Origin of the sequence: Clostridium pasteurianum (genome assembly GCF_001705235.1) — a bacterium.
Lineage (GTDB): Bacteria > Bacillota > Clostridia > Clostridiales > Clostridiaceae > Clostridium_S > Clostridium_S pasteurianum_A.
This window is the reverse complement of the sequence record NZ_MCGV01000001.1, coordinates 2,178,783-2,203,385: the sequence shown is the minus strand read 5'-3', so window position 1 is coordinate 2,203,385 and position 24,603 is coordinate 2,178,783. Positions and strand designations below refer to the sequence as shown.

Here is a 24,603-nt window from a genome sequence, read left to right as displayed (position 1 = left end):
CAAATTTTACACAATATAGCCCCGCGATACTGGACAAAAAGTATAATAAATTGTATTATATTGAAGAAAATAAATACGATAATAGTAAATAGTATCAAAAAAAGGGGAAAAATATGAGAAGTATAAAAACAAAAATAACATTAGTAATATGTTTATTGTGTACATTAACATTGATAGCATCGGGGGCAATTACATATTATATATCTTATAGTTCAATTATGAGTGAATCACAAAATAAGTTTGCTGAATCTGCAAATAAATATGCAGAAAAGATAAATGGATGGTTTGAGGGTCAGGGAAAAATAGTTGGTGAAATGGGAAACACTGTAGGAAATATGGACAACATAGATGACCAAAAAGTACTAGCATATTTTCAAAGTGAACTGAAAAAGAATAAGTATGCTTCTGATATATACATAGGATTTCCAAATAAAAAAATTATTGTTGGAAGCGGGTGGACACCACCGAGTGATTTTGATTGCACACAAAGAGATTGGTATAAGAGAGCTATGAGTGCAAAAAAGATTGTTTACTCCGAGCCATATATGGATGTCAAAACGAAAGAAATGATGATGGGTGTAGCTGAACCTGTACTTAAAAATGGAGAAATAATAGGAGTTATAGGTTGCGATCTTAAAATAAGTTCAATTACTCAGATACTTAACTCTGCCCAAATTGCACCGAATAGTTATGCTTTTTTATTAGATGATAACAATAATATCATTGTACATCCCAATAAAGCTTTTCAGCCGACAGCAAAAGGACTTCAAAGTTTCACTAAAGTTTCTGACGGAAAGTACTCCAACGTGTTAAGTGATAATTTTATAAAGTTAAAAGATTATAATGGAGATCTAAAGAGTTTTGTAACTTCAAAGATAAGTGCAAGTAATTGGAAAATTGGATTCGCAATTTCAGAGGCGCAGATGATGAAGAAAATTAATGGTATTATGTTATCATTTGTTATGGTTTTAATAGTATCCATAGTGGTAGCTGCTTTAGTTTCAATATATATTTCAAAAAAGTTAACAAAACCAATAATTTCTTTATCTGAAATGGTAAAAAAGATGGCTAAGTTAGATTTGACACATGACGAAAAGTACGATTTTTTAATGGAATATAAAGATGAATTAGGTGAACTTGCAATCTCATTTAACCAAATGAATGAAGAGTTTGGTAGCATAATCAAACAAATAGCTGACAATTCTGAGAGCATGAGTGCTGCAAGTGAAGAACTTTCTGCTACTTCTGAGGAATTATCTTCGAAATCAATCAGTATAGATGAGGATGTAAGTAATATAGTATCAGGGATACAGGATACAAGTGCTTCATCAGAAGAAATAAGTGCATCCGTTGAAGAAGTAAATTCAAATATAAACGAACTAGCTGCAAAGGCAATGGATGGAAGTAATAATTCTAATGATTCAAAAAATAGGGCTACTGAAGCTAGTGAATATGTGAAAAAAGCTATAGCTCAAACTAGAAGTTTATATGAAGAAAAGCAAAAGAAGATACTTCAGGCTATTAAGGATGGGGAAGTTGTAAAAGATGTAAAAGTAATGGCTGATGCTATTGCTAGTATTGCAGAGCAAACGAATTTGTTAGCACTTAATGCGGCAATAGAAGCTGCAAGAGCAGGTGAAGCAGGAAAAGGATTTGCTGTAGTAGCGGAAGAGGTTCGAAAGCTTGCAGAGCAGTCATCTGAGTCGGTAGCAGGAATTAATAATATCATTGTAAAAGTTCAAAATGCTTTTAATAATCTTTCATCAAATAGCAGTGAAGTATTGAAGTTTATAAATGAAGATGTGAATAGCAAGTTTGAGGTATTCAAAGAGGTAGGAGAAAAATATTATAATGATGCCGACTTTATAAGTAATGTATCTGAAGAGATAGCATCCATGGCAGAAGAACTTGCGGCTACTGTTGGACAGGTAAGCAATGCTTCACAGAATATGGCAGAAGTGCAACAGAAATCGTCTGAACATGCGGAAGAAATAAAAGTGGGTGCCCATGAGGTATCAAAGGCAACTGAGCAAGTATCAATAACAGCGCAAAATCAAGCAGAGGTTGCAAGGAAACTTAATGAAGTTGTATTAAAATTTAAAATAGTATAAGGTTAAGTTTTAGAAGCTAATAATCTAGATTATAGAAAAATTATTAGAGCAAGAGAGCACCATAGTATTCGTAAGTGAATCCTATGGTGTTTTTCATATTGAAAAGATCTTTAAGTGTAATGATATATAATTTGAAGAATAAGGGGATAAGTAAAAAATAATATCCAATGTGCATCCTTAATTTTTATAAATAAAAATTTTACATATAAAAGAGCAAGATGTATAATTTACACATAGAGACTATCAATAAAATAATATACTTAATTGTATTAAAAAGTAAAATCATATGATAACATAAGTGAGGCTGATAATTCGATTATTACAAAAAATGCAACGTTTATTATAATAAATGCATATTATTTGAGCAGTTGATACCAATTAAGGGGATATTTAATACATATTTAAGCTTGTCTAAATATGTTGTCATATAATGAAGGTAAGGTGATTATATGGAACAAAGGTTAAGTTTTATGGAAAAATTAGCTGATGTTAGTGCCCTAAAATTAAACAAGCATTTAAAAAAAGAAGGCAATGATCTGTTACGATTAAAATTAGGGTTAGAAATAATTTTTATAAATATAGCTAAATTGATAGTACTACTCTTGGTATCGTACTATTTTAAACTTATAAAAGAAAGCATTATTATGATGGTGACATTTGCACTATTAAGAAGGAGTGCATTTGGATTACACGCTCTGAATAGTATAGTTTGTACAGTAGGTTCTATTCTAATGTTTGTAGGAGGAGCGTATTTAAGCCATTATCTTTTATTTAATAATTATGTAGTTTTAATATGTTTTCTAACAATTAATTTACTCCTGTTTAAATATGCACCTGGGGATACAGAAGCACATCCCCTAGTTGGTGCAAATCTAAGATCAAGTTTAAATAAGAAATCTGTAATTATGGGAATGATTTTAATGGCAATAGCTTTAATAGTACCTAGTAAAATGATAAAAACATTAATTGTTTTATCAAGTATATTTGAAATCATAAGTATATTGCCAATAACATATTTAATTTTAGGAAGGAGGTATAAGAATTATTATGAGTTTGAAAAATCAATTAAATAAAGTAAACGATAAAGTTATTAACAGTATAGGCAAAGCTTCTATGAAGGTTGGCAATCGTGCATTTGGAGTATGTATGGTATTTGCAATATATGAGCCTAAGATACCTGATGCACTTATAAAAGAAAATTATAAAAGAAAATAAAATCAATAAATAAAAAACAATGGTTATGATTAAAACTTAAATCATAACCATTGTTTTTTATTTATTGAAATTATAGTATAATTTTAGTAAACAAAGCATGTGCAAAAGGGGAAAAATAACAAAAATGGAAGAATACTTCGAAATGATAATAACTATATTGAGTTTCTATTTAGGCATATCTAATTTATGCGAGGAGAAATGTATTAAAATAAAGGATATTATAGTAATAACAATAATGACGGTAATAATTTCTTGGATTCTTGTAGCTACTAAGCATAACAATGCTGTTACTATAGTGTATTTATTAATTGGGTGTGCGTTTGTATACATAAAGGTGAAAAATGTAATTAAAAGTGTAGCCTTCCCTATATGTTCATTAATTATAATTATAATATGGGACTATTTACTAAGTGATATGTATATGTATATATTTTTCGTAAAGGTGAAGTTTATGATGATTAACACCGGAATACGTAGAATTACTAGTTGTATTATTTTTATAGGGACTTTTATTATAACAAAGCTTATAGGGAAATTTTTAAATAAGAAAATGAGTGAATATAATATTAAATTAGAAGGAAAAATAGGAGTGCTTGTATGTATAACCTTTGTGTTAACTTTCGCCATATTTTACATAAATATAATATTTGAATTCAGTTATGGTATTAATAGCAGTGTTATAAGATTAAATGGAATATTGTTTTTTTCCTATTTTATTCTTTTAGTAATTATAATGTACATACTTATTGGTAGTGTAATTAAAGAAATGAAATTAAACAGCAAGGAAAATGAATTTCAAAGTTTACAACAGTATACAAGTAGATTAGAAAAACTTCATAAGAACATGAGATCTTTTAGGCATGATTATATAAATATATTGTTATCTATGTTTGGGTATATACAAGATAAGGATATTGATGGTTTGGAGAAGTATTTTAATGATAAGGTTATGCCCTTAAGTAAAGCTATGCAGTCTAATAACTTTAAGATCAGTTTGCTTCAAAATATAGCAGTTCCTGAAATTAAAGGACTGTTTTCAGCTAAAATAATAAGAGCTCAGGAGATAGGTATAGATGTATATATTGATATAGCGGAAACCGTAAAAGATTTTAATATGGATATTATAGATTTAAGTAGGGTTACAGGCATCTTGTTAGATAATGCTATTGAAGCGGCAGAAAAGTGTGACAAGCCGTCTATGAAGGTAGCACTTGTAAACAAAGAAGGCTCTATTTTAATAGTAATAATTAATAACTATAAAAATGAGATTCCTCCCATATATAAAATCTTTGAGAGGGGGTTCTCTACAAAGGGGGATAATAGAGGAATAGGACTTAATAACTTAAGGGAAATTATTAGAAAATATGAAAATGTTTCATTAGATACAATCGTAGAAAATGGACAATTTAAACAGATTATTACAATAGGAAATAATATTGAAAGAAGGTAGACATAATGCTGGAAGTGTTTCTATGTGAGGATGATAAGAAGCAAAGAGAAAATTTCAGGAAGATAATAGATAATATTGTGATCATAGAAAATTTAGACATGAAATTATCCTTATCAACGGAAGAACCGCAGGATATAATAAATTATGTGAGTAAAAGTGATGTAAGTGGATTGTATTTTCTTGATATAGATTTAAAAGCATCTATAAATGGAATACAGCTTGCGGCAGAAATAAGAAAATATGACCCAAGAGGTTTTATAGTATTTATAACAACACATGCAGAGATGAGCTATCTTACGTTTTTATATAAAGTAGAGGCTATGGATTATATAGTTAAAGATAATTATAAAAATGTAGAAGATAGAATACATCAGTGCATAATGGATGCTCAGAAAAAATATTCAGCTAAGACAAATAACCTTCAGAAAATTTTCACCATAAGAGTTAATGACAGAATTATAAATGTTGAATTTCGAAAAATTTTATTTTTTGAAACGTCATATAAAATACATAAGGTACTATTACATTCTATGAATAGACAAATAGAATTTTATGCAAAAATGAAGGATATAGAAAGTAAATTGGACGATAGTTTTTATCGCTGTCACAAATCATACATAGTAAATAAAAACAATATAAGAGAAATTGATATAAATAAAAGAAAAATCTATATGATCAACGGTGAAGAATGTCTTATATCTACTAGGATGTTAAAAGGACTTGTAAAATAGCCTATTACACAATATTACATAAAAGCCAACGAATATTACAATTGCGATTTTATGATGTGTTTTTATGATATATTTACAATATACGTTGTAATACTTAGTAGGAGAACAAGGTGATATTATGGAATTAAAAAATGGCAATTTTATTGAGGAAATTATAGACAAGAATAATTTTAGAAAACAGCTCGCCTTCATATTAAAAATAAAGAGTATTGTTAAGGATAACTATCTTGTTATTAAAAATAAATTATTAACTACTGACGAAAAGTTAAAGGTAAAGGAAATAAAATATTATATGAAGGAGGAAAGAGCAATAATAACATTTACAAATAACAAAAAAATTGCGGTTCAGACATATGTTTCAGAAGATGAAAAGATAATAAACAGATTCATATGGTGGATTAATGAAAAAGTAGATGAAAAACATGCTTTATATGTGAAAAAAGCAGTATACTCCAAGGATTATAGTTTTTGTGAACTTGTCGAATCAATGGATTGTAAAAATGAGAATGAACTTTTTGATTATTATTTTAAATCAGGAGAATTATTGCTAGTGCTTTATATATTAAAATGTAAAGAGATTAGAAGTAGTAATATAGTAGATGTGCGAAATTATCCCATACTTGATAGAATAAAAAAAGTGTTTTATTTTAATAATGAAGTTCCAAATTTTAATTTTTCTTCAGCGAATCAAATAGCAGAAAGAGTAATTAAATTCTCCGTATATAACATAGAATTTTTGCCTAAAAGTAAAAGCAATATTGACAGGGAGTGCATATATCAAATAAAACATGGATTTGAATATATGTACTCTTTGGTTATGAATAATAAGATGGAACTAATAAATTTAATTAAGAAATTATTTAATAAAAATATTCTACAGTTATCGAATATAATTACTAGCATATATGGAATGAATAATGAGGATTTAAGGAGACAGCTATATTTTATAGATATAAGATTCATAGGAAAAACTATACCAAAGACGTATGTGAAATTTTCTAGTGATAAAAATGAAAATTCCATAAATGAAAGTGAGCTTTTAAGTTTAGCTAATGATTTTGGAGAGCATATGATTCAAAAAGGAATTATAGGGGTAAAAGATTTTACTACAAGTAGGACATGGATAAATACTGTGAAAAAAGATAAAAGTGAAAAGTATTTATTGCGACCACTTAGAAATAATCTTATGAATGGCAGTGGTGGTGTAGCTTTATTTTTTACTTATTTAGGTGTTGTTACAAAAAAAGATTACTTTATCAGCATAGCAATTGAAGCAATTCAAGGTATTCTTGAACATATTAATAAGTTATGTATAAACGATAAAATTAATATAGATGCTTTTGAGGGAATATCCGGAGAAATATATGCTATGTATAAGCTATATGAGGTTACTCATGATGAGCATATAAGGAATGTTATTGAAAAAGGAATAGAGATACTTTCTGATGTAATTCAAAAAAACAATAATAAGAATACAATTACTGGAATGTGTGATGTGATAAATGTTTTAGCTTTAATATACAAAAGTAAAGGCTTAAGTAGAATTAATGGTGATATACTGAATTTAATTAAGATATGTTATGAAAAGGTTATTAATGACATTAAGAATGAAAATATCAAATTTAGTATTATATATGATAGTATAATAATTTCTATAGTTAAGATATATGAGATTAGTAAAGATGATAGTTTGCTAAATGTAATTCAGGGTATTCTTAGTACTCAGCGCAGTTTAAAAAAACAAATTTATATATATGATAATTTAAAATGGAGAAAAAGGGAATTTAATAAGATTATAAGTAGAGTAATGTTAAGAAAGATAGGGTTTAAAGATAAATATATAAAAAGAGAGATAGACAGTACTATTGATTATATAATTAATAACAATTTTCGAAATAGTCCATATTATTATGGCAGTCTTGGTAGCCTTGAAGCCTTAAAATATGCGGCATACACTTTGAATGATGAGAAATTAAAGAATAGATGTGTAAATACATTTAATGAAATGTTTAGAGTAACTATAGAACCAATCATAAGGAAAGAAATAAATTTTGGAAATGAAAACATATCTTTAATAGATGGAGTGGTAGGGCTAGCTTACAGCTTAATAAGAATAGAACATGAAGAAATTGTTCCAGAAATTTTAACGTTAGAATAAGAATAGTTGATTATAAATAGGCTTAGATATTTGGTAGGCAAATAATGCATATTAAATATCTAAGCTTTTAATTGGTGCAGGTATTAATGTTTTTAAAATATATTCGAAATTATTAAGTAAATAGAAAAAAATTTTATAAATAATGCATTGCTAATATTTTACATAGAATATTTATGGTATAATATAAAGGATGTGTAGCATTAAATATAAAGTTTAAAGAAAATTTTCAAAAATAAAAATATACATATAAAACAAAAAGGGGGAAGGAGGATTATTTTTGAAAAATACTAGAATTAGAGATATGAAAGAGTATGAGCTTCAGAATTATATTAAAGAGATTAGAAAAGAAATAGAGCAGCAGTTAAAAATGTATGTGAAATTGAACAACAATAAGTTATCAAATAATGGTCAAATACAAAACCTTAAGAAAAAAGCTTATAATCTAAAAGAGATATATGAATACATAAAATGGGCAAATGATAAAATTGCTATTAATAATAATGTAGGGGTGAGCTCAAGGACAATACCAAAACGTGGAGAAATTTGGACCTGCCAGCTAGGAGAAAATATTGGATCAGAAGAAAATAAAATAAGACCAGCTATAATAATACAAAATGATACCGGAAATGAAAAGGGACCGACAACTATAATAGTTCCTATTTCGAATAGACCTAAAAAGATATCTACACATATTGAATTAAGAAATAGTGATTATAAACTTGTACATGGAGAGGTAAATAAAATAACAGGAACGGTATTATGTGAGCAAATAAAAGTTGTATCAAAGGCTAGATTGGGAAGACATGTGGCTACATTAAATAATGATTTTGTTAATAAGATTTTAAATTCTAAATTAAAAATATCAATAAAGGTGTAATACGCCTGTATAGTTTTAAATAATTATAAAAGAAAAAATAAAAAATATATTGATAAAATGAAAATTTAATGTTATCATTAAGTTAATTGAGTTACATACCTAGATTTGCCTAGGAGACTCTCTCTCATATATTTTTGCTAACTTACTTGATTTTAGATCAGGAGATTTTATAACATAGTGTGGATTGGTGTATTGCCAATCTTTTTATTTTGTTCAAAAATATATCTAATTTGTAGGGATTTGATGTTTCCTATAGATCTTAATTAAATTATATTTTAGGAGGTTCAAAGTGGACAAACTTAAATATACAATCTGTTTTATTAAAAGAGGAGATGAAATACTTCTTTTAAATAGAGAAAAGCCTAGTTGGATGGGATCTTGGAATGGAATTGGTGGAAAGTTTGAAAAAAATGAAACTCCAAAACAATGCATACTTAGAGAAGTGTACGAAGAAACAAATATAAGGCTTCAAGATGTTGAATTTAAAGGCGTAGTTACGTGGAATGAGACAAATGATAAAATTGGTGGTATGTACCTTTTTATGAAAGAAGTTTCAAAAGACTACGAGTATAAAGTTCCTGTAAAAACACGTGAAGGTATTTTAGATTGGAAAAAAATATCGTGGATAATGAACCCTGAGAATACAGGAGTTGCGGTTAATATTCATAAATATCTTCCTAAAATGCTTGAAAATGACGGAGTGTTTGAATATTATTGCAAGTTTAAGGATAACTTGCTTTTAGATGTTGATATAAAGGAATTCAATGATTAGAGACAGTTAAGAGATAAAATTAAGAATTAAGATTAATGGGGATTTTCCGTCGCCTTGTTCTGGAAAATATATTAACTTATAAAAGAACATTTTTACTGGTGGGAATGTAGGCAGTTATAAGATTAGAAGTTTTTCATAGTGAAACGGAGAAAAAGTTACCATCATTCTTAATTCTTAATTTTTTTAGCTTAGTTGTGTCATTTTATTTTTCCCATGGTGCAAATTTTACGCATACGGGATTTGGAATTATTACATTTGAGTTTATAATTTTTAGTTCGCCTGTTGATTTATTTATTCTAAAAACTGATATATTACTTGAATCCTGATTAGCAGCAATGAGAAAATCTCCTGAAGGTGATATATCAAAATCACGTGGGGAAAGTCCTCCTGTAGATGTATGAGAAACTAGAGAAAGAAGTCCAGTTAAAGAATTTCTTTTAAAACAAGTAATACTGTTATGTCCTCTATTAGATATGTAGAGGTAATTACCATCTTTCGATAAGTGAATAGCAGCACTTCCATTTTCTCCAGTATAATTTTCTGGAACACATGATATATATTGCAATTCTTTAAAAGTGCAATTGGACTCAGAGTATTCCAAAACAATTACTTCTGAGCTAAGTTCAGTTACTACATAAGCAAATCCTTCTGAATCAAAAATTATATGTCTTGGTCCACATCCTGGTCTTAACTTCACTTCATTAAATTTTGATAGAGTTCCATTACTAAAAGTGTAATTTACTATTTTATCAGTACCTAAGTCTATAACACAAAGATATTTATTATTAGGAGTCACAACAGCACAATGAATATGTGAGGTGTCTTGTCGTTCTTTATTAGGGCCACAGCCAGTATGAGTTACTGACGAAGATACAGAACCAATACTGCCATCTTTATTTATTGGAAAAGCATCAACTCTAGCAGTATGATAATTTGCAGAAAATAGATAACTATTACTTTTGTCTAAAGATACATAGCAAGGTTGTTTACCCTCTAACTTAATAGGAGGATTTTTTTCTGCAAATTCAGAGTTTAAAAAGTTAAGGCATCCATTAAGCTTGTCTATAGAGAATGAAGCCGTGCCGCCTAATTTACCTTCTTTTATTACAGAATACATATTGTGATTAGTTAGAGCTAAATATGTTGGATTTTCAAGCTTATAAGCTAATTTTAAATCATTAATTTCTCCTGATTTTTTATCAATATTAAGACTATAAATACCTTTACTTTTTCCATTAGTATAAGTTCCTATAAAAACTGTAAAATTGGTCATAGTTTATCACTCCCTTTGAAAATTATTATATCACAAATATTTTGATTATTTTTACTATACATGAACACAATAATAGTATATTATAAATGCTTTTTAAATAATGAAGTATATTGATAATAACATGAGGAGAGCTTATTATGGAGGATAATTACAACAATCTTAAAATTGCGGAAAGAGGAGCACGTATTAGCCTTGCAGCATATGTAGTACTTTCGGGCTTTAAACTTTTTATGGGATATTTTTTTAATTCGGAAGCACTTACAGCAGATGGGTTTAATAATTCCACAGATATAATTGCATCATTTGCTATTGTTATAGGACTTAAAATATCAAGAAAACCAGCAGACAAAGACCATTCTTACGGTCACTTAAGAGCAGAAACTATAGCATCACTTATAGCTTCTTTAATAATGATTGCTGTTGGAGTTGATGTCACCTATAATGGAATTAAAAATGTTGTTTTTTTTAGACCCCAAAAACCTGATGTTAATGCAGCTATAGTATCTGTTATATGTGGAATAATTATATATATTATGTACCGCTACAATAAGAAAACTGCTGACAGAATTAAAAGTTCGGCTTTAATGGCAGCGGCAAAAGATAATCTATCTGATTCTATGGTGAGTTTTGGAGCAGCAATAGGAATCTTTTCGTCACAATTTGGATTTCCGTGGATAGATCCACTAACTGCATTCTTAGTAGGAATTTTAATATGTAAAACGGGTATAGATATTTTTCGCGAATCTGTACATAATCTAACAGATGGTTTTGATCCTAAAAAACTTAATGATATCCTTGTAAGTATAAAAAATATAAAAGGTGTAAATAAAATTAAGGATATTAAAGCAAGGACACACGGAAACTTTATTTTACTAGACGTTATTATACTAGTAAATCCTAGTTTAACCGTTTTAGAGAGTCATAAGATAACAGAGAGTGTAGAAAAAATGTTAAGAAACGAATTCCATATAGAGTATATAATAATTCATGTTGAACCAGATGGTACAAATGATAGTTAACTATGATAGAATAATATAATGGGGGAATAATAAATTATGAATAATATTGCAGCAGAGGTACTTTCAAAAGATGTTTTACTTAATGTCGATATGCTTGAATGTATAAGGAGAAAAAGTGCGGATATAATATTTGCTTCAAAAACGGGAGTACTAATTAGAGATACTGTATCAAATATATATATGATGTATGCAGAGAATATTGAAACTGCAAAGGTTATCATTAAGAGTATTCCACAAGATATAAATATTATTGAAGTACATCAGGAATTTTACGATAATATGCTTAAAGAGAGATTTGATTTTAAAAGAAAAATGGTATGTAATAATTTAGTATATAGAAGTGTTAAACCGATTAACATTTTAAGTAATCCTGCTGAAATAAGGTTATTAGGAAATGAGCATAAAGGTTTTATTATAAATAATTATTCAGAAAAAGATTTATGTGATAGTGAATACATATGTGGTAGATTAAATGCCAGAGCAATTTATGGCGCATTTATTGAAGATGAATTATGCGGATTTATCGGTAAGCATGAAGAAGGATCTATCGGGATGCTACAAGTTATTCCAAGGTTTAGGAGAATGGGAATAGCATCTGCACTTGTAGCAAAAGTTGTTAATGAAACATTAGCTTACTATGGATATCCATATGGACAAGCCAAAGAGGGAAATGAGGCATCTATAAAACTTAACAAAAGATTAGGGTTTAAAATCTCTATGAGCAAGGTATATTGGTTATTTAAATAAAGTAAGAGGTCATAAGGCTAAAACATTTTAAGGAGAATAAGAAAAGAAATGAAAAAGAGCATAAGAAATCGCAGCATAGTAGTATTGATTGTAGCACTATCAATAATTATGATATTAGCATTAAGAAATAATTATAAGAGTAAAACCCCAAAAGTGCCTTATGTAGATAAAGAATTCCAGAAGAGTAAAATGATAATGGAAACCGCAGAAAAATGTGCACTTGTTTTAAAAAAGCATGACTTAAATAGAGGGACAAGAGTTGAAGATGCATTTACAAGCGATGGAAAAAAAACAGCATATTTAACTTTTGATGATGGACCGTCAACAACTGTAACTCCGAGTGTATTAAAAACTTTAGAGGAAAACAATATAAATGCTACATTTTTCTTAATTGGTTCTAATATAAAGAGAAGCGATGAATCAGAACAACTAGCTAGAAGAATATTTTATGAAGGCAATTCTATTGGTAACCATACATATAGTCATAATCCTTCAATAATATATCCTAATAATTCAATTGACCCCGTTGTTTTTATGCAAGAAATAAACGCAACGGATAGTATTTTAAAAAATGTTTTGGGACAATCCTTCTCTACGAGAATTTTAAGAATGCCTGGTGGACGAATGACCAGAGTACATTACCATGATGTTAGATTATTTAATACTGAACAAGAACTTAAACAGCAAAATATGGTAGATATAGATTGGAATGCATATGGCTTTGATGCGGAGGGGAGACCCAAAACTGCTGAGCAGATATTTGAGAACATCAAAAGAACCACTTACGGAAAGCAAAAGGTAGTTGTTCTTATGCATGATACTTATGGAAAAGAGGAAACTGCAAAAGCTCTTCCTAGTGTTATAGCATATTTAAAGTCTCAAGGGTATGAATTTGGAACATTAAAATAAGACGACATGAATTAAAAAATATCGATAAACTTTATACACCTTGATTAGCTAATTGCTAAATATATGGAATATAAGCACAAATGTACCATGCTAATTATATTCTATTATTTTTATAATTTAAAAAAACGTGAAGTAAATCTTAAAAATATAAATAAAAGACATAATACTAATAAAAAGTAAATAGATAGATAACATATTAAATTGTTAATACACACAAATTTTCAATGAAATAAGTTTTAAAATAATAAATAGTATAAAAAAAACAGACATCCCCAACCATGGGGCGAATGTCTGTCGCTGTACCACCCAAATTATTACTCTATATACATAACGGTATTACCCGGCGAAACTTACTCTTATAAATTTCAGTTTGCAACTCTAGAGTGATTTTCAACAACTTTAGCTTAGGGCATTCCACCAACTCGCCCATTCTCTTTAAGCGTATTTTTGCTTACTCTTCTCTATCACAGTTTTTGTATCGTTTGAACTTAATATACTATAAAATAATCATGATGTCAACAACAAAGGAATTAATTTATTTTAGGTGATTTTATTAAATAATAAGGCTATATAATGAAGAAATATAGCTAAAATTTATTTATAGTACTAGTTAAATTTATTATAAATCATAAGTTTAAGTTTAAGAATTTATAAATATGCGCATGAATACTAATGTTTTTATATGCAACTTAATAATTATATATGCATTACACGACATATAATTAAATTATCAAAAAAATAAGTCAAGCTTTAACAAATTATCATATAGAGGAGAAAAAAAAAGTTTTTTGATAAAAAAACAAAAAAAGTATTGACATAATATCTTTATGGGATTATTATCGTCACATACACAAAATATTCGTGAAGTAATTTTTAAAAATGTGAAATAGTATGAAAGACAATGAAAAGGAAGAGTAAATAGTCATTATTTTTTAGAGAGTGAGATTTTGGTGGAAACTCATAAATATAACTATTGAAGGTAGCCTTTGAGTCGGGAGCTGAACTTATAGTAGGCTTTAACCGGTTTAATCCGTTATTACTTTGAGTTAAAAATTTGGGTGGTACCGCGCGGCCAAAATTCTCGCCCCAAGCAGAGAGTTTTGGTCGCTTTTTATATGTCAAAATTCATTAATTTAAATTATAATATCTTTATTTAGGTTAGCTATAAGTTATTACAATTTAATTATACAAAATATTCACAAAATTTTAATTATCATAATCTTTATTTAATTTAATAAAGATTTAATTATTAAAATTTTCAGAAGAGATAATATTAACAAATTATTATAAAAAATTATTTTAGGAGGAAAGTTTTATGGAAGAATTAGGAGAATTAAAAGTTTATTATGATCAAGATGCAGATTTAAATTATTTAAAGGACAAGAAGATAGCCGTTCTTGGATTTGGAAGTCAGGGACATTCTCAAGCATTAAACTTGAAAGACAGTGGTCTTAATGTAATTATAGGATTGTATAAGGGAAGTAAATCATGGAAAGTTGCAGAGGATTATGGATTTGAAGTATATGAAGTAGCTGATGCTGTTAAACAGGCACAAGTTATAGCTGTACTTTTACCAGATGAAAAACAGAAAAAGATCTATGAAGAAAGTATAAAAGATAACTTAAAAGAAGGAGATGCATTATTCTTCGCCCACGGTTTTAACATCCACTACAATCAAATAGTACCACCTAAGAATGTAGATGTACTTATGATTGCACCAAAAGGACCAGGACACATAGTAAGAAGACAATATACAGAAGGTGCCGGAGTTCCTTGTCTTTATGCAGTATACCAAGACTACAGCGGAAAAGGCAAAGAAATTGCTTTAGCTTATGGTAAAGGAATCGGTGGAACTAGAGGTGGAGTTATGAACACTACCTTCAAAATCGAAACTGAAACAGACTTATTTGGTGAACAAGCAGTACTTTGTGGAGGAATATGTGCACTTATCAATGCAGGCTATGATACATTAAGAGAAGCTGGATATTCTGCTGAAAATGCTTATTTTGAGTGTTTCCATGAAATGAAAATGATAGTTGACTTAATGAATGAAGGCGGCATGGCTAGAATGAGATATTCAATCAGTGATACTGCTGAATATGGAGATTACGTTGTAGGAAAGAGATTAATAACTGATGATGTAAAAGCAGAAATGAAGAAAGTTCTTACTGAGATCCAAGACGGAACATTTGCTAAGAACTGGTTACTTGAGAACCAAGTAGGTAGACCAAACTTCCTTGCTATGAGAAGAATGGAAGCAGATAGAGAAATCGAAAAAGTTGGTAAGCAACTTAGAAGTATGATGAGTTGGATAGATGAAAATCCAGCAAACGAATAGTATATAGGCAGTTCAAGTAGGGGCCTTGACAGCATTATATAGTAAAAATATTGGGGCATTTCAATTTAGATGATTTTTTAAATAAATGTCTGATTGAAATAATTTTATAAGTATCTAATAAAATTGTAGAAGATTTTGATCTTCTACAATTTTTTTATAAGAAAATATTTTTAAATAAAAATAGTTATTGACAGCATCCTGTGGATAATGTGGATAACTCGTGTAATACACAAGAATTTGTGCATAATCTGTGAATATGTCACAAAAAAACTGCATACTAATTAAGGTAATCCTTTATTATGGAATGATAAAATTTGGAGGCAAATATAATTCTTGTTGTAATACTTGGTTTATCAATAATAGGAAAGGCAGCATCAGTATCGGTATCAGTGGCTTTTCTACTTATTATAAGACTTCTTGATTTAGATAAATATGTTTTCCCTATTCTAAAGGATAAGGGTGTTTTTTGGGGATTAGTACTGCTTATTGCAGCAATACTTGTGCCAATAGCTAAGGGAAGCATAAAAGTTAATGATATAAAAACTAATTTAACTTCGTTTATTGGAATAACAGCTTTTGCGCTATCGTTTTTAACAACTTATTTAAGTGGAGTAGGACTTAAATATCTTACAGTGCAGGGACATGGAGATGTAATGCCAGCACTTATTTTAGGTTCCGTTGCAGCGGCAGCATTTTTAGGTGGAGTTCCAGTTGGACCACTTATAACATCTGGAATTTTGGCGCTTGTAGTAAAAGCTATGAAAAAGCTATAAGCTATTTAATTTTTTTATAAATAGGTTAGTTAGTTTTGAAAGGTTTTTTTCATGACATAAATAAGAAAAGTATCTATAATATTTAGTTTTTGTTGGAATTACTTTTAATTCTTTGTTTTTAATAGCATCATTAACTACAAGAGACGAAATAAAAGTGATTCCTAAACCATTTTTTACGGCTTCTTTTATTGCATAATTACTACCTAAAATTATAATATTTTTGGGATATATGTTTTCAGTACTTAAAAAAGTATTCAAATTTTCTCCTGTTCCAGAACCTTCTTCCCTATGTATCCAGGTCTGATTTGATAAGAACTTTTTTAAATTTACATTTTTATTATACTGAAAAGAAAAAGGTGAAACTATTATCATTTGATCTTTATAGAAGTTTTTTATAGTATAATTTTCTATTGGTACGGTGCCTTCAACTAAGGCTAAGTCAATATTGTAGTTTTTAAATTTTTCGTATATATGCCTGGTATTTTCAATAGTCACATCTATTTTAATATTGGGAAATTCTTTAATAAAGTCTCCAAGTACTTTAGGGAGAATAAATTCACCTATAGTCATGCTTGCACCTATCTTTAATGTACCACAGGGCAGAGAATTGTAATTATCTATTTCCTCTTTTGTTTCATCTAGAATTGATAAAATTTGCTTAGAAGATTTATAAAGTATATGACCTGTGTTTGTTATGCGTATGGTCCTTTGTTTATTGGAACGTTCAACTAATTGTGTTCCAAAGTATTTCTCTAAATTAGATATGTGAAGGCTTACTCCAGGTTGTGAGAGTTTTACCGAATTTGCAGCTTTAGTAAAACTATTCTTTTCTACTACAGCAATAAAGGTTTTTAATTCTTCTATCAAAATGTTCACCACCTATAAGTAATAGTAATAGGTATAATAAAGAATGTATATTATACTTATTGGTTAAAACAAAGTATACTATAGATAAAATATTAATTCAATGTATAAACAAAAGCGGGAGTGAAAATATATGGAAGAATTAAATAAAATTTTAATAAATGAAATCAGCGGATTTAGAGAAAGTGGACATGATTTTTTAGATGGAAAAATAACCAGGATGGAGTTTAAAGGTATTTCAGGAGGTATGGGTGTATATGCTCACAGGAACGGAAAAGATTTTGCAATACGTTTTAAAATACCATCTGGAATAACTTCAATTAAGGATCTTAAACTTATCTGCAATTTTGCAAAGAGATATGACCTTAAGTGTATACATCTTACAACACGTCAGGATATTCAGCTTCATGGCGTTTCAATTGATGCAGTCTGTGATATGATGGAAGAAGGTATAAGAAATGGTCTTTACACGAGAGGTGGAGGTGGAAACTTTCCAAGAAATGTTGCAATGTCTCCATTATCAGGTGTAGATAAAAAAGAAGCCTTTGATGTATCTTTATATGCTTTAGCTGTTGGAAAACATTTTTTGAATAAAATATATACTTACAAACTGCCAAGAAAAATAAAAGTAGCATTCTCAAGCAGCAGTGAGGATTTAGGACATGCAACAATTTCTGATTTGGGATTTTTAGCTGTTAAGGAAAATGGAAAGAAATATTTTAGAGTGTACATAGGTGGAGGACTTGGAAGAAATCCTAAAGTTGCAATTAAATATCCGGAGCTTATAAATCCAAATGAAGTTTTATATTATGTTGAAGCTATGACTAAACTTTTCATAAATGAAGGAGATTATAAAAATAAGGCAAAGGCTCGAATAAGATATATAGCTGAAAGAATGGGAAAAGAAGAATTTATAAAGTGTTATAATAAGTATTTATTAGAGGTAAAGCAAACAGAAAAACTTGATTTGGAAATAGACGAGGTTTCATGCAGTAAAAAGGGTGAGAGTACTTCTATTAAGAGCAGTAGAATTGTTAGCCAGAAGCAAGAGGGTTTGTATAGCGTATATGTTCATCCAGTTGGCGGACAACTTATGCTTAAGGATTTAGAAAACATTATAAATGAAACTGAAAAAATAGAGGATGCGGAAATAAGACTTTCTATGTCTGAAGGTTTTTATATAAGAAATTTAAATGGTAGTGAGGCAGAAAAATTATTAAAAGAAACTGAGCACATAGGAGGAACGATGAGGCTTGAATATTCAACTTCTTGTATAGGGGTTCCTACGTGTCAGATTGGTATTTTAAATAGCCAGGATACTTTAAAAGGTATATTAGATTATTTTAAGAAAATGAATTTTAACCATGATGTTTTGCCATCTATTCATATATCTGGTTGTCCAAATTCATGCAGTGTACATGAGGCAAGTGGCATAGGCTTTTGCGGCAAAAGAAAGAGAGTAGAAAATGAAGCTAAAGATGCATTTGAATTGCATGTAGGTGGTATACTTCAAAGTGATGATACAAGGCTTGGAGATTATTATGGAGATGTTTTGAGAGAAAAAGTTCCAGAATTTTTATATGAATTAGCCTTAAATGTTTATGAAAGTGGAAAAGAATTCTACACTTATATTAAAGAAAATAAAAATGATGTAGATAAAATTATAAATAAATACTTAATTTAGTGACCGGCATATTTTAAAAGAATTTCATAAAAATTTGTGCAATTAATGAAAGCTATGTTTTAAATAAGTGAAGAAAAAACGCTTATCTAAAACATAGCTAATTTAGGATGTGGTCATTGTTTAATAATACTTTAAAGTATATAATGTACGTAGGTTTAGTATATTATAATTAAATATATCAATAATGAGGAGGGAACCGCTTTTAATTTAAATAATTTCGATATAATCTTATGGAAATTACAAAAAATCGCGGGTATTTATGATACAACTTTTAGGATTAAAAAAGGATTTAAAAGTTGAAGTGAGGGAAAAATTCTCCATAATACAAAAGCGTATTGGAGAAAAGAATTTGCTTTTAAGTGAGATATGTAGGGAAGTTATTATATTAAGTACATGTAATAGAACTGAAATATACTTTAATAGTGATAAATGTAATGAAGAAATCATAAATGAAATTTTTGATAAGCTTAATTGGAATAAGGAATTCTTAGAAGACTTCTTTTATTATAAGGAAGAAACGGCTATAGATCATTTAATGAAAGTAGTTTGTGGCTTCGATTCTCTTATATTAGGAGAGGATCAAATATTAGGACAAGTTAAAGATGCATATGGTACTGCGTTAAAAAATAAGACCGTGAAGGATGAACTAAAAAAACTTTTTGGACTAGCAGTTACCTGTGGCAAAGAGTTTAGAAACATTTCTAAGCTTAATAGTATACCCGTTTCGTCTGCATCTATAGCTGTTAATACGGCAAGGGAAAAGAAGATTAAAAGATTTATGCTGCTTGGCTTCGGAAATGTAGGAACTTTAGTTAGTAAGTACATTTTGTCAGGAGAGTTTGATACTCTATACATTGTTGTTAGAAATAAGTCTGCTGTTAATATAGAAGATGAGAGAGTAAAAGTTATTTCATTTGCTGAAAGAAAAAATTATTATAAATATGTAGATTGCATTATTTCATGTACATCAGCACCACATACCGTTGTATGGAAAAAAGAACTTCCTAATAAAGATTTTGAAATATTTGATTTGGCAGTACCTAGGGATGTTGAAGAGGATGTTTATAAGCTTAAAAATGTGAAAGTATATGATATAGATGAGATAAGTGATATAGATAGTAAAAATAAGCAAAAAAGAAAAGATGTAATGGAGCAAAATGATTATATAATGAAGAAATACATTGAAGAATTTCATGATTGGAGAAAAGTTCAAGATGTAGTTCATGATATTATAAGAATTAAAGAGCATGGCAAAAATGTATACGAGAAGAGATATGAAACCTTTAAACATAAGAAAAACACTAAGGATAATGAAAAATTAGCACATACATTAATAAAAAGTACATCAGATGCCTATACAAATAGAGCCATTGAGGTACTTAAGGAAGAACAGCTGAAAGGGTGTGGCGAAGCTTGTCTCAAGATAATAAGAAGGATATTTTGGGAGATACAATAGAAAATTCTTTTATATGTCTTACATCTAGTAAAATAAAGCTTCTAATAATAGGTGGAGGAAATGCTGCATTTATAAAGGCAAAAAACTTTGCTAAAAGAGGCTGCTTGGTAACCGTGGTGTCAAAAGAGTTTATAAAGGATTTTGAAAAATTTTATGATCATCCGTGTATTAAATTTATAAAAGGTGAATATATAAGAGAATATATAGATAAAAATCATTTAGTGATAATAGCCACTGATGATGAGAAGTTAAATGAAAACATAAGAAGAGATTGTGATAGGATTAATAAGTTATATGTGGACTGTGGAAATCCGGAAGAAGGACTATATATAGTACCTTATCAAAAGGATTCAGATTACTTCTCTTTTTCACTTAAATTTAAGGGCAAAAGTCCTAAAACCTCAAAATATATTGGAAGCAAAGCATTTGATTTTTTAAGTGATTATGAGAAATTTGCAAATTACACAATAGATATGAGAAATAAACTCAAGAGAAGTATGCGAAAAGAAGTTATGAATTTTATCTGTTCTGATGATTTTTATTTTTTCTATAACAAAAAGAAGGAAAAACTCGTACTCCAATTATTTTATAAGGGATGTGACATATATAATGAAACTTGTAATAGCAACAAGGAAAAGTAAACTTGCACAGGTACAGACAGAGCTTATTATGAAGCTTGTAAAAAATAAGTATGGTGTGTCATGTGAAAAGTTATTAATGGAAACCCTCGGCGATAAAATATTAAATAAATCTTTAGCAGATATAGGAGGAAAGGGACTTTTTATAAAGGATATAGAAAAAATTCTTTTATCAGATAAAGTTGATGCGGCAGTCCATAGTATGAAGGATGTTCCTTTTGAAATCCCTCCAATGTTTGAAATATCAGCAGTTACACTGAAGGACGATGTTAGGGATGCTTTTGTATCACGAGAAGGAACTCATTTTAAGGAATTAAAAAAGGGAGCAGTTATTGGTACCAGCAGTAATAGAAGAGCAGCTCAACTTAAAATGCTTAGAGATGATATAAAGATTGTACCTATAAGAGGCAATGTTGAAACAAGGATGAGAAAGATGGAAGAACAGGAGCTTGACGGAATAATACTTGCTTCAGCTGGGCTCAAAAGGCTTAATATGGGAAGCCAAGTCACAGACTACTTTTCTGTAGAGGAAATGGTTCCAGCAGTTGGACAGGGTGCTTTAGGAGTGGAGATAAAAAAAGGAAGTACAAATGCGGAAATATTTAAGAGCCTTGATGTTACTCAAAATAGGATGTGTGTAGAGGCAGAGAGAAGCTTTATGCGTACCTTAAATGGAGATTGTCACTCAACTATTGGAGCATATGCAGAATTAGATAAAAATACTATGCATGTAATAGGTTTTTATCAGTTAGATGGAAAAAATATAAAAAAGGATATAGAAGGTACTGCAGAAGATTACGTTGGGCTTGGAGAAAAGCTTGCACGAAAGATTTTGGAGGCGTAACTATGAATACAGTTGGTAAAGTATATATAATAGGGGCAGGACCTGGCGATGAAGAGCTTGTAACTTTAAAGGCACTGAGAAAAATGAAAGAATGTACAGCAGTGCTATATGACAGGCTAGTTGGACAAGGAATACTTAAATATTTAAAGGATGATTGTAAGATTTATTACTGTGGAAAAGAGCCTGGATGTCATTATAAAACCCAGGATGAGATAAATAGTATGATAGTTGAATTAGCAAAAGAAGGACATACTGTTGGAAGAATAAAGGGAGGGGATCCTTATATATTTGGAAGAGGTGGAGAGGAAGCTTTAGCTCTTTTAAAAGAAAATATTGAGTTTGAAGTTATATCAGGTGTTACATCTCCTGTTGCTGCTTTAAACTATGCAGGGATACCTGTAACACATAGAAAAGTAGCACGAAGCTTTCACGTATTTACAGCTAAAACAGCAGATGATTCCAATATAAATTTTAAAGCAGCAGCTTCTATTAATGGTACTCTGATATTTTTAATGGGTTACAGACAGCTAGACAGTATAACAAAAAAATTGATGGAGAACGGTATGAATTCAAAAACTCCTTGTGCGGTGGTTATGCGTGGAACCACAAGTGCTCAGAAAAAGGTTGTAGGAAATCTTGATAACATAAAAACTAAGTGTGATAGTGAAAATATAGGATCACCGTGTATAATAGTAGTTGGAGATGTTATTAATTTCAACGAAAAGCTGGATTGGTACGAAAAAGAGCCACTTTTCGGAAGGAATATATGTATAACAAGATCTAAACAACAGAGTAAAGAAATAAGAGAAAAATTAATAGAACTTGGAGCGGAGGTTACCGAGATAAATTCAATTGAGATAAAAGATACATCTCAAAATTTATCAGCATATGTAGAAAGGCTTAAAGGTTATGATTATATTTTTTTAACAAGTGTGAATGCTGTGGAAATTTTCTTTAATTACCTTGCTTTAAATGATTATGATGTTAGAAAAATCAAAGCTAAATTTGTTGTTATAGGCGAGGGGACGAAGAATGCATTAAAAAGGCATGGAATTATTGCTGAAATAACAGCTAAAAAAAGTAATGGAGAAGGGCTTTTTTTAGCTATTAAGGATTATGTAAATAAGGATGATAAGATATTTATACCACGAAGCAAAAATTCCAGACAATATGTGAAAACTCAGCTTTTAGAAATGGGATGCAGCGTGGATGAATGCTTTATATATGAGACAGTCACGGGAAAAATTTTAGATAAAAAAGTTTTTGATAGAGTCGATACAGTTATTTTCACAAGTCCATCTACTGTTAGAAATATGATAACTCTTGTTGGAGAGGATAAAATAAGAAGCAAAAGGGTAATATCTATAGGGCCTATAACAGGTAAGGAACTTGATAAAATTAAGGCTCAGTATTCTGTATGTAGTAAGTGCAATACTGATGGGATGATTAAGGAGTGTTTAAATTATGAGAAATAAAGAAATTTTCGAGGAATCCAAAAAGTATATGCCCGGAGGTGTAAACAGTCCAGTAAGAGCATATACAGCTTTAAATATTGATCCCCCAATAATAAAAAGAGGACAAGGCTCGCATTTATTTGATGAAGAGGGAAATGAATATATTGATTTTATAGAAGCTTGGGGTCCTATGATTTTAGGGCATAATAATGAAAAGATTTTAAGCGCAGTGAGGAAGACACTAGATAATGGAGTTGGCTTTGGAGCACCTACAGAATTAGAACTTAAACTTGCGAGGTACATATGTACTACCGTGGATAATGTAGATATGATTAGAATGGTTAATTCTGGTACAGAAGCTACAATGAGTGCGGTAAAGCTTGCAAGAGGATATACTGGGCGTGACAAAATAATAAAATTTGCTGGCTGTTATCATGGCCATTTTGATGGATTTTTAGTTGAGGCAGGCTCGGGAGTTTTGACTCAAAATATACCAGGATCTCCAGGAGTGCCAAAGGGAAGCATAGAGAATACCCTTATTGCTGAGTACAACGATATTGAAAGTGTTAATCTCTTATTCCAAAAGTATAAGGATGAAATAGCAGCTGTAATAATAGAGCCCGTAGCTGGAAATATGGGAGTTATACCGGCTGAAAAAGAGTTCCTGCTTAACCTTAGAAAAGTATGCACTGAAAATGAAACAGTATTGATATTTGATGAAGTTATGTCAGGCTTTAGAGTTGCGTATAAAGGTGCTCAAAGCTTATATGGAATAAAACCTGATTTGGTTACTTTTGCAAAGATAATGGGAGGGGGACTTCCTTGTGGTGCTTACGGCGGCAGAAGAGAAATAATGAAAGAACTTTGTCCACTTGGACCAGTATATCAGGCAGGTACAATGTCAGGTAATCCAATAGTTATGGCTGCTGGATATGCATCTTTAAAAGAACTTCATGAGCATCAAGAATATTATGATTATATGAATAAGCTTGGAGAAAAATTTCAAGATGGAATATATGAAGTGGCAAAGAAAAAGGGTATACCACTCGTAGTAAATAGGTGTGTAAATATGATGACTATATTCTTTACAGAACTTAGAGAGGTTAAGAATTATAGTGATGCAAAGAAATCTAATACAAAGATGTTTTCAAAGTTTGCGGAACATATGATAAAGAATGGAATATATGTACCACCTTCGCAATTTGAAGCTATGTTTTTAGGAGTAAAACACACTGAGAGTGATATAGAAAGATTTCTAAAGGTTATGAAAGAACTGTAAGGAGGAAAAAA

General features: G+C 29.7%; 21 protein-coding genes and 2 other annotated features. Of the genes, 19 read left to right on the top strand and 2 right to left on the bottom strand.

Features of this window, described 5'->3' with window-relative positions; translation table 11 throughout:
- Positions 1-113: 113 nt before the first annotated feature.
- From BEE63_RS09695 to BEE63_RS09665, 8 genes are all read left to right on the top strand, one after another.
- Positions 114-2,111 carry a methyl-accepting chemotaxis protein gene (locus BEE63_RS09695; protein WP_066021193.1) on the top strand — a complete coding sequence of 666 codons (1,998 nt, stop codon included), beginning with the start codon at positions 114-116 and terminating at the stop codon, positions 2,109-2,111.
- Between the two features lie 449 nt (positions 2,112-2,560).
- Positions 2,561-3,184 (top strand): accessory gene regulator B family protein, encoded by a 624-nt coding sequence (locus BEE63_RS09690; RefSeq protein WP_066021192.1) that lies wholly within the window; start codon positions 2,561-2,563, stop codon positions 3,182-3,184.
- Complete coding sequence (locus BEE63_RS21225; RefSeq protein ID WP_081312512.1) at positions 3,159-3,326, top strand: AgrD family cyclic lactone autoinducer peptide; 168 nt, start codon at positions 3,159-3,161, stop codon at positions 3,324-3,326. Before BEE63_RS09690 ends, BEE63_RS21225 begins: the two co-directional genes overlap by 26 nt.
- A gap of 124 nt (positions 3,327-3,450) precedes the next feature.
- Complete coding sequence (locus tag BEE63_RS09685) at positions 3,451-4,776, top strand: sensor histidine kinase (protein ID WP_066021191.1); 1,326 nt, start codon at positions 3,451-3,453, stop codon at positions 4,774-4,776.
- Positions 4,777-4,781: 5 nt separating this feature from the next.
- Positions 4,782-5,507, top strand: a complete 726-nt coding sequence (locus BEE63_RS09680) for a LytR/AlgR family response regulator transcription factor (RefSeq protein WP_066021190.1) — start codon at positions 4,782-4,784, stop codon at positions 5,505-5,507.
- A gap of 118 nt (positions 5,508-5,625) precedes the next feature.
- Positions 5,626-7,665, top strand: coding sequence for a lanthionine synthetase LanC family protein (locus BEE63_RS09675; protein ID WP_066021189.1), 2,040 nt, complete (start codon positions 5,626-5,628; stop codon positions 7,663-7,665).
- A gap of 277 nt (positions 7,666-7,942) precedes the next feature.
- Entirely contained in the window at positions 7,943-8,542 is a 600-nt protein-coding gene (locus tag BEE63_RS09670; protein WP_066021188.1) for a type II toxin-antitoxin system PemK/MazF family toxin, read from the top strand.
- A 289-nt stretch (positions 8,543-8,831) separates the two neighbouring features.
- Positions 8,832-9,314: an NUDIX hydrolase gene (locus tag BEE63_RS09665; RefSeq protein ID WP_066021187.1), complete on the top strand. Its 483-nt coding sequence runs from the start codon at positions 8,832-8,834 to the stop codon at positions 9,312-9,314.
- Between the two features lie 202 nt (positions 9,315-9,516).
- Here BEE63_RS09665 and BEE63_RS09660 read toward each other — a convergent pair whose 3' ends face one another.
- Positions 9,517-10,587 (bottom strand): lactonase family protein, encoded by a 1,071-nt coding sequence (locus BEE63_RS09660; protein ID WP_066021186.1) that lies wholly within the window; start codon positions 10,585-10,587, stop codon positions 9,517-9,519.
- Between the two features lie 137 nt (positions 10,588-10,724).
- Between BEE63_RS09660 and BEE63_RS09655 the strand changes: the two genes are divergently transcribed.
- The 5 genes from BEE63_RS09655 to BEE63_RS09635 all read left to right on the top strand — a co-directional run bounded on the left by BEE63_RS09655 (position 10,725) and on the right by BEE63_RS09635 (position 16,373).
- The gene (locus tag BEE63_RS09655) at positions 10,725-11,606 is read left to right on the top strand and encodes a cation diffusion facilitator family transporter (RefSeq protein ID WP_066021185.1); all 882 of its coding nucleotides are present in this window, start codon (positions 10,725-10,727) and stop codon (positions 11,604-11,606) included.
- Positions 11,607-11,642: 36 nt separating this feature from the next.
- The gene (locus BEE63_RS09650; RefSeq protein WP_081312511.1) at positions 11,643-12,353 is read left to right on the top strand and encodes a GNAT family N-acetyltransferase; all 711 of its coding nucleotides are present in this window, start codon (positions 11,643-11,645) and stop codon (positions 12,351-12,353) included.
- Between the two features lie 48 nt (positions 12,354-12,401).
- Complete coding sequence (locus BEE63_RS09645; RefSeq protein ID WP_242874775.1) at positions 12,402-13,262, top strand: polysaccharide deacetylase family protein; 861 nt, start codon at positions 12,402-12,404, stop codon at positions 13,260-13,262.
- Between the two features lie 276 nt (positions 13,263-13,538).
- Positions 13,539-13,739: a binding site (T-box leader), on the bottom strand.
- A 415-nt stretch (positions 13,740-14,154) separates the two neighbouring features.
- Positions 14,155-14,354, top strand: a binding site (T-box leader).
- Between the two features lie 223 nt (positions 14,355-14,577).
- Entirely contained in the window at positions 14,578-15,600 is a 1,023-nt protein-coding gene (gene ilvC / locus BEE63_RS09640; RefSeq protein ID WP_066021182.1) for a ketol-acid reductoisomerase, read from the top strand.
- 314 nt (positions 15,601-15,914) lie between these two features.
- Positions 15,915-16,373 carry a DUF441 domain-containing protein gene (locus tag BEE63_RS09635; protein ID WP_066021181.1) on the top strand — a complete coding sequence of 153 codons (459 nt, stop codon included), beginning with the start codon at positions 15,915-15,917 and terminating at the stop codon, positions 16,371-16,373.
- On the opposite strand, the gene BEE63_RS09630 is transcribed toward BEE63_RS09635, so the two are convergent.
- A complete protein-coding gene (locus BEE63_RS09630) occupies positions 16,368-17,240 on the bottom strand; it encodes a LysR substrate-binding domain-containing protein (RefSeq protein ID WP_066021180.1) in 873 nt (290 codons plus the stop codon). The two genes, BEE63_RS09635 and BEE63_RS09630, sit on opposite strands and share 6 nt — an antisense overlap.
- 130 nt (positions 17,241-17,370) lie before the next feature.
- Here BEE63_RS09630 and BEE63_RS09625 point away from each other — a divergent pair, with 130 nt between their 5' ends.
- From BEE63_RS09625 to hemL, 6 genes are all read left to right on the top strand, one after another.
- Positions 17,371-18,921 carry a nitrite/sulfite reductase gene (locus BEE63_RS09625; RefSeq protein WP_066021179.1) on the top strand — a complete coding sequence of 517 codons (1,551 nt, stop codon included), beginning with the start codon at positions 17,371-17,373 and terminating at the stop codon, positions 18,919-18,921.
- A 259-nt stretch (positions 18,922-19,180) separates the two neighbouring features.
- Positions 19,181-20,377 (top strand): glutamyl-tRNA reductase, encoded by a 1,197-nt coding sequence (gene hemA, locus BEE63_RS09620; RefSeq protein ID WP_066021178.1) that lies wholly within the window; start codon positions 19,181-19,183, stop codon positions 20,375-20,377.
- A complete protein-coding gene (locus tag BEE63_RS09615; protein WP_242874773.1) occupies positions 20,362-21,018 on the top strand; it encodes an NAD(P)-dependent oxidoreductase in 657 nt (218 codons plus the stop codon). Before hemA ends, BEE63_RS09615 begins: the two co-directional genes overlap by 16 nt.
- The gene (gene hemC, locus BEE63_RS09610; protein ID WP_066021176.1) at positions 20,987-21,859 is read left to right on the top strand and encodes a hydroxymethylbilane synthase; all 873 of its coding nucleotides are present in this window, start codon (positions 20,987-20,989) and stop codon (positions 21,857-21,859) included. Before BEE63_RS09615 ends, hemC begins: the two co-directional genes overlap by 32 nt.
- A 2-nt stretch (positions 21,860-21,861) precedes the next feature.
- Positions 21,862-23,334, top strand: coding sequence for a uroporphyrinogen-III C-methyltransferase (gene cobA, locus BEE63_RS09605; protein WP_066021175.1), 1,473 nt, complete (start codon positions 21,862-21,864; stop codon positions 23,332-23,334).
- Complete coding sequence (hemL, locus tag BEE63_RS09600) at positions 23,324-24,592, top strand: glutamate-1-semialdehyde 2,1-aminomutase (protein ID WP_066021174.1); 1,269 nt, start codon at positions 23,324-23,326, stop codon at positions 24,590-24,592. Before cobA ends, hemL begins: the two co-directional genes overlap by 11 nt.
- The last annotated feature ends 11 nt before the right edge of the window (positions 24,593-24,603 follow it).

Bases quoted from the DNA above. Each gene is read 5' to 3' on its own strand.
- BEE63_RS09695 (WP_066021193.1), top strand. From the start codon at position 114: ATGAGAAGTATAAAAACAAAAATAACATTAGTAATATGTTTATTGTGT.
- BEE63_RS09690 (WP_066021192.1), top strand. From the start codon at position 2,561: ATGGAACAAAGGTTAAGTTTTATGGAAAAATTAGCTGATGTTAGTGCC.
- BEE63_RS21225 (WP_081312512.1), top strand. From the start codon at position 3,159: ATGAGTTTGAAAAATCAATTAAATAAAGTAAACGATAAAGTTATTAAC.
- BEE63_RS09685 (WP_066021191.1), top strand. From the start codon at position 3,451: ATGGAAGAATACTTCGAAATGATAATAACTATATTGAGTTTCTATTTA.
- BEE63_RS09680 (WP_066021190.1), top strand. From the start codon at position 4,782: ATGCTGGAAGTGTTTCTATGTGAGGATGATAAGAAGCAAAGAGAAAAT.
- BEE63_RS09675 (WP_066021189.1), top strand. From the start codon at position 5,626: ATGGAATTAAAAAATGGCAATTTTATTGAGGAAATTATAGACAAGAAT.
- BEE63_RS09660 (WP_066021186.1), bottom strand. From the start codon at position 10,587: ATGACCAATTTTACAGTTTTTATAGGAACTTATACTAATGGAAAAAGT.
- BEE63_RS09655 (WP_066021185.1), top strand. From the start codon at position 10,725: ATGGAGGATAATTACAACAATCTTAAAATTGCGGAAAGAGGAGCACGT.
- BEE63_RS09650 (WP_081312511.1), top strand. From the start codon at position 11,643: ATGAATAATATTGCAGCAGAGGTACTTTCAAAAGATGTTTTACTTAAT.
- BEE63_RS09645 (WP_242874775.1), top strand. From the start codon at position 12,402: ATGAAAAAGAGCATAAGAAATCGCAGCATAGTAGTATTGATTGTAGCA.
- ilvC (WP_066021182.1), top strand. From the start codon at position 14,578: ATGGAAGAATTAGGAGAATTAAAAGTTTATTATGATCAAGATGCAGAT.
- BEE63_RS09625 (WP_066021179.1), top strand. From the start codon at position 17,371: ATGGAAGAATTAAATAAAATTTTAATAAATGAAATCAGCGGATTTAGA.
- hemA (WP_066021178.1), top strand. From the start codon at position 19,181: ATGATACAACTTTTAGGATTAAAAAAGGATTTAAAAGTTGAAGTGAGG.
- hemC (WP_066021176.1), top strand. From the start codon at position 20,987: ATGAAACTTGTAATAGCAACAAGGAAAAGTAAACTTGCACAGGTACAG.
- cobA (WP_066021175.1), top strand. From the start codon at position 21,862: ATGAATACAGTTGGTAAAGTATATATAATAGGGGCAGGACCTGGCGAT.
- hemL (WP_066021174.1), top strand. From the start codon at position 23,324: ATGAGAAATAAAGAAATTTTCGAGGAATCCAAAAAGTATATGCCCGGA.